This window comes from Paraburkholderia domus, from assembly GCF_905220705.1.
Taxonomy (GTDB): domain Bacteria; phylum Pseudomonadota; class Gammaproteobacteria; order Burkholderiales; family Burkholderiaceae; genus Paraburkholderia; species Paraburkholderia domus.
The window spans coordinates 13,775-27,830 of record NZ_CAJNAT010000025.1; the positions used below are offsets into that span (position 1 = coordinate 13,775).

At 60.7% G+C, this 14,056-nt stretch carries 11 protein-coding genes; 4 read left to right on the forward strand and 7 right to left on the reverse strand.

Annotated elements, in window-relative coordinates; all coding sequences use genetic code 11:
* Positions 1 to 37 precede the first annotated feature (37 nt).
* Entirely contained in the window at positions 38 to 1,627 is a 1,590-nt protein-coding gene (locus tag KHO31_RS29810; protein WP_211624797.1) for an IclR family transcriptional regulator, read from the forward strand.
* A gap of 41 nt (positions 1,628 to 1,668) precedes the next feature.
* Here KHO31_RS29810 and KHO31_RS29815 read toward each other — a convergent pair whose 3' ends face one another.
* From KHO31_RS29815 to KHO31_RS29835, 5 genes are all read right to left on the reverse strand, one after another.
* Positions 1,669 to 3,057, reverse strand: coding sequence for a purine-cytosine permease family protein (locus KHO31_RS29815; protein ID WP_211624799.1), 1,389 nt, complete (start codon positions 3,055 to 3,057; stop codon positions 1,669 to 1,671).
* Positions 3,058 to 3,282: 225 nt separating this feature from the next.
* Complete coding sequence (locus KHO31_RS29820; protein ID WP_093633049.1) at positions 3,283 to 4,044, reverse strand: ABC transporter permease; 762 nt, start codon at positions 4,042 to 4,044, stop codon at positions 3,283 to 3,285.
* Positions 4,041 to 4,967 carry an ABC transporter ATP-binding protein gene (locus KHO31_RS29825; protein WP_201073531.1) on the reverse strand — a complete coding sequence of 309 codons (927 nt, stop codon included), beginning with the start codon at positions 4,965 to 4,967 and terminating at the stop codon, positions 4,041 to 4,043. Before KHO31_RS29825 ends, KHO31_RS29820 begins: the two co-directional genes overlap by 4 nt.
* A 205-nt stretch (positions 4,968 to 5,172) precedes the next feature.
* Positions 5,173 to 6,765 (reverse strand): tannase/feruloyl esterase family alpha/beta hydrolase, encoded by a 1,593-nt coding sequence (locus KHO31_RS29830; RefSeq protein ID WP_236071538.1) that lies wholly within the window; start codon positions 6,763 to 6,765, stop codon positions 5,173 to 5,175.
* 104 nt (positions 6,766 to 6,869) lie between these two features.
* Positions 6,870 to 7,976, reverse strand: coding sequence for an OpgC domain-containing protein (locus tag KHO31_RS29835; protein ID WP_201073535.1), 1,107 nt, complete (start codon positions 7,974 to 7,976; stop codon positions 6,870 to 6,872).
* Between the two features lie 358 nt (positions 7,977 to 8,334).
* Here KHO31_RS29835 and KHO31_RS29840 point away from each other — a divergent pair, with 358 nt between their 5' ends.
* From KHO31_RS29840 to KHO31_RS29850, 3 genes are all read left to right on the forward strand, one after another.
* Positions 8,335 to 9,519 (forward strand): acyltransferase family protein, encoded by a 1,185-nt coding sequence (locus KHO31_RS29840; protein ID WP_201085332.1) that lies wholly within the window; start codon positions 8,335 to 8,337, stop codon positions 9,517 to 9,519.
* 191 nt (positions 9,520 to 9,710) lie between these two features.
* Positions 9,711 to 10,505, forward strand: coding sequence for a sulfite exporter TauE/SafE family protein (locus KHO31_RS29845; RefSeq protein ID WP_201073911.1), 795 nt, complete (start codon positions 9,711 to 9,713; stop codon positions 10,503 to 10,505).
* 95 nt (positions 10,506 to 10,600) lie between these two features.
* Positions 10,601 to 10,837 (forward strand): hypothetical protein, encoded by a 237-nt coding sequence (locus tag KHO31_RS29850; RefSeq protein ID WP_201073539.1) that lies wholly within the window; start codon positions 10,601 to 10,603, stop codon positions 10,835 to 10,837.
* Between the two features lie 10 nt (positions 10,838 to 10,847).
* On the opposite strand, the gene KHO31_RS29855 is transcribed toward KHO31_RS29850, so the two are convergent.
* On the reverse strand, positions 10,848 to 12,584 hold the full coding sequence (locus KHO31_RS29855) for an amidohydrolase (RefSeq protein WP_211624803.1): 1,737 nt from the start codon (positions 12,582 to 12,584) through the stop codon (positions 10,848 to 10,850).
* A 31-nt stretch (positions 12,585 to 12,615) separates the two neighbouring features.
* Complete coding sequence (locus KHO31_RS29860; RefSeq protein ID WP_211624805.1) at positions 12,616 to 14,052, reverse strand: amidase; 1,437 nt, start codon at positions 14,050 to 14,052, stop codon at positions 12,616 to 12,618.
* Positions 14,053 to 14,056: the final 4 nt, after the last annotated feature.

Below are 14,056 nucleotides of genomic sequence, written 5' to 3' on the forward strand. Positions count from 1 at the left end.
TGTCAATGACTTTTTGCCGCGCCTAGAGGAACCCCTAATGAGTGAAGACCATCGTTCCCGGATCGCAGCACTCGACAAAGCGCTGACGGTGCTCGAGGCGTTTGGCCCGGCGGCGCCGGATCTGCGCATTGCTGAAATCGCAGCACTGACCGGCATGAACCGCAGCAGCGCGCAACGCATCACGCATACGCTCGTGCGCTGCGGGTATCTGCAACGCGACGAGGTTTCGTCGGCGCTGTCGCTGACGTACCGAAGTGCGTGCATCGCGCACACCTTCATCAGCACGAATCACCTGATCGATCTGGCCATGCCCGAACTGGTCGACCTGAGCGCGCGCACGCATCTGCGCGCGGACCTATGGGTGATGCAGGGAGCGGACATCGTCAACATCGCGCGCGTGCCGTCTGCCGCCGATTCACGCGCTATGGCGCCGATCGGCGAACACTTGCCGGCACTCGCTTACGCACCCGGACGCGCGATGCTGTCACGCCTGCCTGCCGAGGTTCTGATTGAGCGGATCGCGGAGTTAGCGGAGGTCTCCGATCCTGTCTTGACGCCCGACGAACGGGCTAGCTGCGAACGCTCGCTGGCGGACGCAGCGGCGCGGGGTTATGTCCTCGAAACCGGCAGCACAGTCAATGACCTGACGACGATCAGCGCTGCCGTGCTCGACGCGGACGGCGAGTGTCTCGCTGCGGTATCGGTATCGGGGTGGCTTGGCGAAGTGAGCGAGGACGATCTGGTCAGCCAGTTTGTGCAGCCCGTGCTGGCCACCGCGCGCGCGCTTTCCAATCTCAGGATCCAGACATGGTCGCGCGCGGTATCGCGCCCGGCCGAAGGCAAGGACGCGTTGGCGGCCCCCGAAGAAGACGAGGACGATCCGTTGTTCATCGCGTCGGTCGCGCGCGGCTTCCGGGTGCTGGAAGCGTTCACGCCCGCCAACTCGGTCCCTACGCTGACCGCCCTGCACCGCTTGACCGGGCTCCCGGTCGCAACCGTCCAGCGAATCGTCGACACGCTGATGGCATGCGGTTACGTCGAGAAAGATGCGCGGCACAAAACCTTCCGGCTGACCGTGAAGACGCTCGACATGCTGTTCAACTTTCAGATGAGCAACCGCATCATCAAGACGATATGGCCACGTCTGGTTCAGCTTCGTGACCACTGTGGCCTGCGTTGTTCGTTTTGCATACTGGCGGAAAACGACATCGTTCACTTATTGCACGTACAAAGCCATCCGCACGCTGACTACCACACTGCGTTCGTCGGGCGCCGGCTACCCGCACTCAGCACCTCGGGCGGCCTCGCGATTCTTTCGACGCTGGACGATAAGCGGCTCGATACCGTGCTCGCGAACAGCTCGCCCAAGCCGATCACGCCGTTCACGATTACCGACAAAAACACGCTGCAACAAGCCATCGTCGCCGCGCGCGAAAAGGGCTTTGCGTTCACCGACCAGCAATCGATCATGTTTGAAGTCAACGTCGCCGCACCGATCGTCGAGGCCGACGGCCAGGTGCTCGGCGCAATGGTCGTGTCTGCTCCGAAGCGCGACTGGACGGTGGCGCGTCTGGAAGAGGAAATCGTGCCGCGCTTGCTGTCTTACACGCGTTCGATGTTTTCCTGAGAGAACCGTCTTCACGGCGGCGGTCAGCAGTGGGGAAACGATCAGGCTACCGCGCGAGCCGACGCGCGGGAAAACCGTTTGCAACCCACGTAGTAAACCAGCGAGGTCAACGCAAGACCGACAACCCATGAAATATCCGCACCGTCCAGCTTCTTCGCGATCGGCCCGGTGTACAGGTCGGTTGCGACGAAGGGCAGTTGCACGACAATGCCGAACAGGTACGAGAAAATCGCAATACCGTTAAAGCGTCCATAAATGCCGCCGTCCTGCCGGAAAAAAGAGTCGACGTCGTATTGGCCGTGACAAACGAGGTAGTAATCGATCAGATTCACCGCCGTCCAGGGTACCAGCACGTAGAGCAGCAACAGAATGAAGTTCGTGTACGCCGCGAGGAAATTGCTTTGACCGAACAACGCAATCGTCAGAGAAATGCCAAACAGCACCAAGGCAGTGACGGCACGCGCTCGAGCTTTGCCGGACCACGAGGGAAACAACGTCTGCAGAATCGTGATGGTGGAAAGCGCGCCGCAATACAGATTCATCGCGTTGGTTGCGGCAATGCCGATCGACAGCACGATCACCACCAGCGTGCTAATGCCATGGGTAAGCGTGGTGAGGCCGTTGACGACATCTCCATCTGCAACCATCAGCCCGATCACGGCGCCCAGCACCATCGGGAAAATGGAGCCGAGCGAGCAGCCCCAGTAACTCGCCCAGAACGCGACGCGTGAGCCAGTGTCGGCCGGCATGTAGCGTGAATAGTCGGACACGTAAGGCGCATACGCGATTTGCCAGAGCGCGGCGACCGAGATTGTGCCGAGAAAACCCGTCAGATTCGCGCTGTTCTTCGCGAAGAAATCAGCCGGCAGGCCATGCACGAAGATGATCCACACAAAGGCGAGCACCAGCACCGCGCCGGAACACCAGGTCATCAAACGCGTATAGGCGTGAATCAGTTTGTAGCCGAAGATCGTCGCCACCAGACTGAGTATGCCCACGCCGATCACGCCATCATTCACGCTGACGGCAGGTGTCAGGCTGCGCAACGCCTGGCCGCCGAGTACGAGATTCGACGCAAAGAAGCCCAGATACATGATGACCACGAGGCCCACCACCAGTAGCGAGCCGATCGAGCCGAACTGGCCACGCGTTTGCACCATTTGAGGGACGCCCAGTTGCGGCCCTTGCGCCGAGTGCAAGGCCATAAAAACCGCCCCTACCAGCGTGCCGATCACGATTCCTAGCACGCCCCACCAGAATGGCTGTTTGAACACCGTAACGGCCAACGCACCGGTGACGATGGTAAGCAACATGATGTTCGAGCCGAACCAGATCGTGAACAGATCGCTTGCCTTGCCGTGCCGCTCGGCGGCAGGAATGGGTTGGATCGTGCTTTGTTCCAGACGGCCAATCGTATCTTCCTGATTCATCGCCTTGTTCCTCGAGGTTCGTCGAATGGGATTCACAGCCCGACTGTTCAACGACAAAAAAGCCTCGGAAAGAACAAATTAGCTTTCCATTGAATTGGTTTTACCTATATTTTTGCAGCGATGCATAGAGTGGCGTAGCGGCTCAACGATTGGGAAGGCGGTTATGCCGTGGAGGAGATCGGCGTGAACGCGGTCGGCGTGCCGACCGGTTTTGAAGAGCACATATCAGCTCTTGAGCCGATAGCCGGTCTTGAAGATCCACGCCACGATCACGAGAAACACGGCCAGAAACAGCGCGGTCATCCCCAGGCTGACACCGACATCCACATCGGCGAGCCCATAAAAGCTCCAGCGAAATCCGCTAACCAGATAGACGATCGGATTGAACAGCGTCACCACCTTCCAGAACGGCGGCAGCATATTGACCGCATAGAAGCTGCCGCCGAGGAATGTGAGCGGCGTGATGATCAGAAGCGGCACGAGTTGCAACTTCTCGAAGCTATCCGCCCAGATGCCGATAATGAAACCGAGCAGACTGAACGTGACCGCGGTCAGCACCAGAAACAGAATCATCCAGAACGGGTGCTGCACTTGCAGCGGCACGAACAGCCCGGCGGTAGCCAGAATGATCAACCCGAGCAGAATGGATTTGGTGGCCGCCGCGCCCACATAACTCACGACGATCTCCAGATACGACACCGGTGCCGACAGCAACTCGTAGATCGTGCCGGTAAAGCGCGGAAAGTAAATGCCGAACGACGCGTTCGAAATGCTTTGCGACAGCAGCGACAACATGATCAAACCCGGCACGATGAACGCGCCGTAACTGATGCCGTCCACTTCCTTGATACGCGAACCGATTGCCGCGCCGAACACGACGAAGTAAAGCGAAGTCGAAATCACCGGCGCGATGATGCTCTGCATCAGCGTGCGCCAGGTGCGCGCCATCTCGAACTTATAGATCGCGCGAATTGCATAGATATTCATTGGTTACCTCGAAGCAGGCTGACGAAGATGTCCTCGAGCGAACTTTGCGTCGTATGCAGGTCTTTGAAGCGGATGCCCGCGTCGTCGAGCGCTTTGAGCAGCGCGATGATATCGGTGCGCCCGCCCTCGCCTTCATAGGTGTAGATCAACTCGTTGCCACCCTTGGCGACATCCAGCCCATATCCGGTCAGCGCCGCAGGCACCTCCGCGAGCGAACTCTCCAGTTGCAGCGTCAACTGCTTCTTGCCGAGTTTGCGCATCAACTCCGTCTTCTCTTCCACCAGCATGATTTCGCCCGCATTGATCACGCCGATGCGGTCGGCCATCTCTTCGGCTTCGTCAATATAGTGCGTGGTGAGAATGATCGTCACGCCGTTGGCGGTGAGCGAGCGCACCAGCTTCCACATATCGCGGCGCAATTCGACGTCGACACCCGCCGTGGGTTCGTCGAGAAACAGCACGCGCGGTTCGTGCGAGAGCGCCTTCGCGATCAGCACGCGGCGCTTCATGCCGCCCGACAGCGTAATGATCTTGTTATTGCGTTTGTCCCACAGCGACAGATCGCGCAACACCTTTTCGATGTAAGCGGGGTTTTTCGGCTTGCCGAACAGCCCGCGGCTGAACGAGACGGTCGCCCAGACGGTTTCGAACGAGTCGGTGGTGAGCTCCTGCGGCACGAGGCCAATCAGAGAGCGCGCGCCGCGATAGTCCGTCGCGATGTCGCGGCCGTCCACCGTCACGCTGCCAACGCTGGCCTTGACGATGCCGCAGATGATGCTGATCAGGGTGGTTTTGCCCGCCCCGTTGGGCCCAAGCAAGGCGAAGATTTCTCCGCGGTTGATCGCCAGATTGATGTTTTTGAGTGCATGAAAACCCGTGGCATAGGTTTTCGACAGATTCGTGACCGAAACGATTGGCTGCATGGATTCGACGATGGCAGACACCGGTATTTGATTGGAAGGAGGCGGTGCGAATGCGCGACCGCACCCGCAATGTAATTGAAAGTACGAAAGCGTGCAGCACAAGCTCCAGACCTCAGGAACGCCTCGTGCGCCGATCAGGCCCCATCGGCGATGGCGTACAGGCCTTTCGACATCAACTGGGGGCTGGCCGGAACTGCCGCTTCCGTCACGGTTCGGCGCATGCAAAGCTGCTGGCGAGATTCACATTACCCTTACCGCCATAGCGGGGAAACAGCGGGTAACGGCACAACGGACGCGAGCGTCCATTGGTTGCTGCCGCGATATCCGTAGCGGTCAAGGTTTCGGGCGCCACGCCGCGTGTGACCCAATTATCGAGCGCGCCCAGCAGGTCCACGGACGGGATGAACACTCCGCTGCCATGTTGAAAGCCCGGCACCATGTACAGCCGCATGAACGCATCGACCTGGTCGATGCCGAAGCGATCGATCAGCGCTTCGTAGTAGGCGATCGTCTGGTTCGGGCTGATGACTTCGTCGGCGAGGCCTTGCAGCGTGATGAGCTTGCCGCCGCGCGCGATGTAGCGTGCGAGGTCGGGGTTCATCGCGCCGATCGTCTGTGACAGCGCGACAAGCTGTGCACGATATTTGCCGGGATGCAGCGGGTCGAACCTGAGCGAGTCGAATTCCGCGTCACGCGTCACGAAATAGCGAATGTAGCCGTCGCCCTGCGCGAACAGGTAGCCGTTGGCAAAGAAAGTCGGCACCGGCAGGCGCTCGGGTTGATGCGCCAGCCCGAGCATGCCGCTCAGATGCGTACCCTGAAAGACGTTGTAGCCGCGATAGCCCGTGACGCCCCACGCCAGCGTGTACGGCAACGACAGGCCATCGCGCATCACCAGCAAGGTGGAGAATTGCGCATCGGTGAGGCATTCGTCGTGCGAGGGCGCCCGTCCGGCACAGCGCAACGAGGCGATGATTTCCGCTTCGTGTTCCCGGCAGCCGGCGACGTCGCTGATGATGCCGTCCGCCGCGCCGTCGAGCCGGTCGCAGATCGCCAGCGTGCGTTGAACCACGTGCTCGAGCAACAGCGGTGGAATGAAACCGCCCGGCGTTGCAAATTCCGCCTGGCCGATCTTCACCCCCATCAAACGCACGCCGGTAAAGTTGAGCGCGGGCGAATTGGCGATCACACCGTCGTAATCGTCGGGATAGCGCTGCATCACCGTGTAGCCTTCACGCCCGCCCGTCGAGCCACCGGCGAAATACATCCGTTGCGGCGGCCGGCCGTAAGCGCGCGCAATGAGGGCGAGCGCGGCGTCGTGCGTTTTCTTCAGATGCGCGTAGCCGAAATTCGTCACCGCTTCGTCGACGAGGCCGAAGACCGCGAGCGACGAATCGCCCACATGCCCGGAGTCGTCACCGAAGGTCGCATAGCCTTGCGCGAGCGGTGCGCGATCCGGAGAAAACGGCATCACACCCGTGCCGCTCACCACCACGCCGTTATAGCCCCCGCCGCCGATCTGCAGCGCGCGGCCGTTCCAGCGGCGCGGCAGATTCAGGTCGAAGCGGATATCGGGCGTGCTGGCCCTGAGCGCCTTGATGCGGCCTGTGATGCGGCAATATTCGCCGCCTTGCTGATTGCCGGGCGCCGTGGCGGCCACCATTGCCGCGCTTTCGATCTGCACACCCGCAGTCGGCAAGGCAATCAGTTCAGGGGGTAATACGGCGCCCGCGAATTCCGCGCAATGCATGGCGAGCGGATCTTCCTTGGGCGCGGCAAATGCGTCCGAGGCGCTCATCAGCCATAGCGCCGAACCGACAACCGTGACGACCGTGGCGATCGTGCGTGAACCTCGCGTAGAACGCGCATGGCGCCGATAACGCTTATGGCGCACACGCGCCCTCATCCGTAACCCGCGCCGTTGGCAGCCGTGCGCTGCGGCTGCCCTTTCCAGTCGTTCCAGCCGCGCGCGATCATCAGCACCAAGCCGATGGCGACCAGATCGCCACCGAGTCCGACCAGCGTGCCGCGAAAACCGTGGAACGTATGCGGCGTCGCCGTATCGACAATCAACGACACCAGTGTGCCGGCGACAAAACACACGAGCCCGGTACGGCCGACCGTCACCACAGCCGGCAACCGCTCTGCAAGCCGTGCGACGTGGCCCTGGCGCACGAACTGCGCAGCAAGCCAGGCAATGACGACGAAGTTGATCACACGTTCCACGGAAAGATTCTGTTTAAGCACGCCAGGCAGCGGCTGCGTCAGCACAAAGAGTTTGACAATGGCAAATGCCAGCACCGCAACCACCGCGGCGCGCGTGAACCAGCGCGCGGTGCGGGTCGCGTGAAAGCGCTCGCTGACGGGTTGCACCCGGCACAGAATACCGAGCACAAACATCAGTTGCCATGCAAACGGATTAAAAGCCCAGTCGGCCACGTCGTCAATGCTGAATAGTCCGGCCAGCGGCCGGGCCAGTGCCCAGATCGACACGCTCAGGCCCAGCGCCGCGAGCGACGAACGGCGCGCCAGCGGCACCACGAACGGCACGCATAACGCGAAGACCACGTACATGGGCAGCACGCTCGACAGATACGGCTGGCGTCGCAGCACGGCAATATCGAACGCCGCGCGCAGTGGCTGAACCACGAACGGCTGCCAGCCGCTAAGGTCGACCATCGGGGGGTTCAGATGCAATTGCGCGAGGACGGCGCCGGACAGCAGCGTCAATACAGCCGTCAATAGATAGGCACGGTAAATCTCCCAGCAGCGCCAGACGAAGCGCATCTTCGCCGCACTCTCGCCGCGGCCCGCGAGCACCGCCGTATACGCTGCCGCCGACGCATAGCCGCCGAGGAACACGAACACTTCGGCCGAGTCGCACAAGGCATACGTGTGCAACATCAGATGCGACAGCGTGCTGCCGGGAATGTGGTCCAGCACGATGACAATCAGCACGACGCCGCGAAAGAAATCCACTTCGATCGAGCGTCCGCGGCGCGTGTCCATTCAGGTTCTCGCAAAGTGGCGCGTGCATGCAATGCGCTGTGAAAAGCGGCTATGTACCGTTGTTTACCGTAGGAACTCCATAACAATAAAACGTTCCCATCGATACCGTGCAGCAGGTCGACGCGCGCTGACAACCGCCCTTTAAATGCATGTGGGGCGCCAGCAATCTGAAATTCAGATGTCGGCATGCAGTAATACTGAGTCATCGCACCTTCGATTCGCGGCAAGTTTTGCGGCTTTTAATGCGTCCGGCGTGAGCACGATCGGTAAGGGCTGCGGAAAAAAATAGCCGATTGTGATGCGCGATTTCTTTCGCTTTTTTTCATCGTAGGATGGACCCGCACTGGAAGACGACCACATGAACAACAGGATTGCCGGCTTCGACGGATTGCGCGCGATTGCAGTCCTAATGGTATTTTTTCAGCACCGCCTATTCGGTGACATCGGCGAGATTGGCCATCTCGGCGTGTGGACCTTCTTCGCGCTGAGCGGCTTTCTGATCATCGGCATTCTGTCCGCGCAACGCACGCGCATCGAAAGAAACGGCAGCCGGTTCGGCGCGGAGCTGAAGCGCTTCCTGTTTCGCCGCACGCTGCGCATATTTCCGATTTACTACCTGATGCTGGTGGTGATGTGCGTGCTGATGGCACTCGGGATGGCGAGTCCCGAACTGGCTGGCGGCATGCCATACCATTTCGCTTATCTGTCGAACCTCTGGATCGGCTCGGTACTCCATTACTGGCCGGGGCGTTACTCGCATCTCTGGAGTCTCGCGATCGAAGAGCAGTTTTATCTCGTGTTTGCGCCGTTATTGCTGCTGGTTGCGGCGCGGCGGCATCGCGCGGTGTGCCTCACGATCGTCGCGGTTGGACTGGTTTCGCTGCTGGCGATGCGAGCGGCACAGTGGCAGGAAATCACGATTTATACGCATCCGCTGACCAACTTCTGGCTGCTGGCGTTGGGCGGGATTGGCGGCTTGATGATCGCAGGAGAAGAGAGCCGCTTGCGAGTCATGCTCGGGCATGGCATGACGCTTCTGGTGTTGAGTGTTTGCCTGGTGGGGTTTTGTGCGACTGAGCCAAGGTGGAGTCAGTTGGACAGTTCGCTTGCCTTCACGACGGTCAGTGCCTTGTATGGCGTCTCTATCGCGGCGCTTGTGTGTTCAATTGCGTGCTGCCGCAACGCGGCAGTGATCGGTCTGCTTGAAACCGGCTGGCTGGTGAGCTTCGGGCGCATCAGTTACGGCTTTTATCTCTATCACAATCTGATTCCCGACCTGACCCGCAACCACCACGCCACCGCGTTCTTCGGCGGCACCGTGCCGCTATGGGCGCACATCGCCGGTATTGCCGCGTCGTTTGCAATTTCGCTGGCGATGGCCGTGCTGTCCTGGCGGCTGATCGAGGCACCGATTCTTCGCTTGAAAACGCGGCGCGCACCGGTGGACACCGCAACTCCCGCGGCTACGCAAACGCCGGCCACGTTTGCCGCTCGCAACGAGCCCGCGTTGAGAGATGAAAGCGCCGCTTCAGATGTCGTTTGAAGGAATCAATCATTACGTTCTGCTTTCATGCGGCTTGAGTAAGGGCACGGTATCATGCGGCCTCACTTAGCCGGCCGCTTCGACCCTTGCGCAACACGCGGGCATTGAACAGGCCGAACGATAAAAACAAGCCACTGCCCGCGCGAATTCCGGTCCATCTGGTCCGCGCGGTTGGCTCGCGGACTTCAATGATGGTTCATTTCAGTTTCCTCAACGGCGTGCTTGGCGCGGGCCTGCAGGCGCTCAGCCTCTACGCGCTGCTTGGCATTATTGCGGCGCTGTTGCTGGGCGGGATGGTCAAGGGCGTGGTCAGTATCGGCGTGCCGCTGGTGGCGATGCCGATTCTCAGCCAGTTCATGCCGATCAAGGAGGCCGTTCTATTGCTGTCGATGCCGATCATTCTCGGCAATATTCCACAGGCGCTGGAAGGCGGCGACATGCTGCCGACAATCCGGCGCATTGCCGCGCCGTTGATCGGCACGGTGATCGGCAACATCGTCGGCGTGAGCGTATTGATCTCGCTGGCGCCCCATCGCGCACAGGCTGCCGCGGGCATATTGCTGATCGTTGCGGCGCTGCTCCTGTTGCTTTCGCCGCGGCTTACGCTGTCACCGGCATGGGCCAAGCCGGCAGGGTTCGTGTTGGGATTCGGTGCGGCGGTGATGGAGAGCATCGCTTCGGTGCCGGGGCCATTACTGGCGATGTATCTGATCGCCACGGGCGCCACGGGGAAAGTCTTTACGAAGCAGATCGCCATCATTCTCGTCGTTTCGATTATCACGTTGGTCGCCACGTTTAGCGGCGGCGCGCATGCCAGCTTGAGCGATCTGGCCATTTCGGCTTGCGCGAGTGTGCCGGTGATCGTGGGAATGATATTAGTGCGGCCGCTTAGAGACAGGTTGCCGCCCGCGGCGTTTCGCGTTCTGGTTCTGGTGTTCGTTCTGGCAGCCGCTGCGCAGATGGTTTGGAAATCCGGGGTTTTATAGGCGTTGGGGCGGGGCACGCCGGTCAATCCAAGTCGTGGAACGCGCATTGCTGGTCATTGCCTACAGCAATCAACCGGAGAGCCGTCCCGGCAATCATGGCAAATCCCCCGAACGAGCAAGACTCCAAGCCGGATGAAGATCCGGGCAGCCCGCCTACCGAGGTATCCAAGCCCATCGGCGACGCCGTTCCCACGCCGGTCGAACCGGGTCTCGATCAGCCGTTGCCAAAAAAGGGAACGACGCCACCGCCTGAAGAAAAGTCCAACGACGCCCTGGGCGAAACCGACACGCCTCCCGGCGTGCCGCCGCCCGGCCCCTCCGACTTTGCATAACCACGGCCCGCTAGCGCGGACGTCGTGGCCAGGAGGGCTGTGATACGGCCAGAGCGTCCACCGAACCATGAGTGACTGCACCGTTCATCATCGTCAGCGCCACGTTCATGCGGCCGATGTCGTGCGGTGCAACTTCAAACAGATCGCTCTCCAGCACGATCAAGTCAGCCCGCTTGCCACATGTGACCGATCCGATCTCGTGTTCCATGCGCAACTGGTACGCCCCATTGATCGTGTAAGCCGCAATCAGTTGCGGAATGCTCAAGCGTTCATTGCGGTCCGGTAACACCGGCGCATCGGCTTCGCCCGCTAACTGACGCGTGTGCCCCGATTCGATATGCTCGACTGGCCGATGCTGGCAACGGCACTGACACGCCAGTCCATCCATACCGATCGAAACCGTCACGCCCTGATCGATGAAGGTGCGGAACTTGTACATATTGCTCCAGCGCTCTTCGCCGTAGTATTCCCGAATCAACTCGCTATACGCATCCACCACGCCCCATTGCAATTGGGTGTTGGCGAGCACGCCGAGCCGCCGGAAGCGCGGAATATCGTCGGGATGGGTCAGGAATGCGTGGGTAATCACGTGGCGCCGTTCGCGCGACGGATTCGTCGCATTCACCTGCTCCAGACCATCCAATGCGAGCCGCACCGCGGCGTCACCCACGCAATGCATCATCACGTCGATGCCGTGCCGGTCCGCTTCGAGCAGCAGCCGCCTGAAATCCTCCTCCGGCATCGTCGTGTCGCCGCACGTATGCGGCTGATCCGCGTACGGCGCCAACAGATACGCTGTATGGTTCATTTCGGTGCCGTCGATGAATAGCTTGAGCACCTGTGCTTTCACCAAGGGCGAGTGATAACGCGAGCGGTAATCGAGCAGCGTCGCGACCGGATCGGTCACCGCGCCCAGCGCCGCATAGCTGCCGACCACCCGTAATTTGAGGCGGTCTTCGCGTTCCATCTGCTGCAAAGTCTCATAGAGTAGCGATTGATCGCCGCTCGGGTCGAGAAAGCCCGCGTCGAAAACCGTCGTGATGCCCGCCGCAGCGAGCTTTTCCTGCCAGACAGAAAACGATTGCAGATAAAGGTCGATGCCTTGCGGAAAATAGCCGGCGTCGCTCAATCTGCGCATCAGCAGCGAATAGGCCGCGCCGTCCACGACGAGGCCGGTCGGTTCGCCGCTCACCGGGTCCTTCTCGAACCAGCTCGCGCCCTCTTCCGCCACCGGCGTGTCCCGATCGATACCGGCGATCTCCAGCGCTTTCGAATTGGCCCACATGGTGTGGAAATCGGTAGAGAGCAGGCAGACGGGGCGGTCGGGACAGATCTCGTCGAGCGTCTCCTTCCGCAGCATATGCGCGGGCATGGTGGCCTGGACCCAGCCCATGCCGCTGATCGCTTTCTCATGCGGATGGCCGATCACATAGTCGCGCAATGCGTCGAGCACCTTCTGAGGGTCTTCGAAGTTCACGAACGCCTGAAACGCGAAAGCGGTCGTCGAAAAATGCCAATGCGATTCGACAAAACCCGGCAGCATCAACCTCTGGCCGACGTCGATGCATCGGGTCCGCTCTCCAATGAACGCGCTCACCGCGCTTTCATCGCCGACGCAAATGATTCGATCGCCGCGCACGGCAACAGCCTCGGCCCACGGCTTCTGCTGATCGACTGTGTAGACGCGTGCGTTGACGAACACATAATCGGCTGCCTCTGTATTCATGCTCACTGTGTGCTGATTCATAGTTTTCCTTCTGCGATCACGTGAAAGCGGCTCACGGCGCGCTGCGAAAATCCGGAAACACGCTGGTGTACAGGCCAGAATGGTCGGCAGCCGCATGATTGGCGGCGATCTGGAAAGCGACTTCGTCCTGATACGCAGGCGCGACGATTTGCATGCCCGTCGGCACGTGATTTGCGCCGAAGCCGGTCGGCACGGAGATCACGGGAGACCGGCTGAGAAGATTGAACGGCGGTGTGGCGGCCCAGCCGAGATAGCTCTCGACCGACCTGCCTGCAATCTCGACTTCCGGCTCGACGGACGGATCGAAATCGGCACGCAGTGCCGTCGTAAATGAAGTGGGACACAACAACGCGCGATAGCCCTGAGACCAGACTTTCGCGTGCATGTCCTGCTGTAGTTTCGCGGCGCATTGAGCGGCAGGTGTGAGCGAAGCACGGCGATCACGATATTTGTCCCACAACATCCGTACATACGAGTTCAGTTGTCCATATGCATCGCCCGGTAATGAACGGAAGTGGTCGCCGAAGTAAATGCCGAAGATACCTTCGATCAAGGTGTCGCCTATCGCCTTGAGATCCCAATCGATCGTGACAGGTTCGATGATCGCGCCGCGGCGGCGCAAGCCATCGAGCGCATGATGCAAATTCGCTTCGACATCGGCGCTGATGGCGGGACTGCCGAGCGTCGCGCTGAAGGCGATTTTCCAGCCGCTCAGGTCGTCGTATTGCGTGGGCAACGGTGCGGCGGGCAACGCCGCGTAGGTAGCAGGATGCGGCCCGGCGATAGCGTTCTGCATTGCAACCAGATCGTCGAAGCTGCGCGCCAGCGGCCCTTCAGTAGCGAACGCGAAGAGTTCGTCTCCGGCCGCGGTCGGTACGCGCCCAAGCGGCGGCCTGTATCCGTATAGCCCTTGAAACGCAGCCGGCAAGCGGATCGAGCCCGCCATGTCGCTGCCCGTGCCGATGGGCGCGCAGCCGGCGGCGAGCGCCGCCGCGGTGCCGCCACTCGAACCGGAGCAGGTGTAGTGCAGGTTCCACGGATTGCGTGTCACGCCCCAACGGCGGCTCCATGTTTGACCAAGACAGGAAAATTCAGGCGTCGTGGTCTGCACGTGCGGAATCGCGCCGGCGTCGACGAGCCGGTCGACCATCGGATGATTTTTATCGGCGACGTACTCCCGCACCGTCGACCCATTGGTGATGGTCCATCCGGCCACCGCGCTTTCGTCCTTGATGGCCACCGGAATACCTTCCAGCGGCCGCACGTTGCCTTCACGGTAGCGCTGTGCGGCAAGGTGCGCACGTTCCAACGCGGCGTCAGCATGGATCACGGTCGTCGCATTGGCGGTGGCCTGCTGTTCATAAGCGGCCTCCAGTACGCTCGACATCAAATCCACCGGCGAGAGCGTGCCCGCTCGAAAGCGGCGAATCGCATCGGTGGCTGACAGGTAGCAAAGTTCTCGATTCATAAGC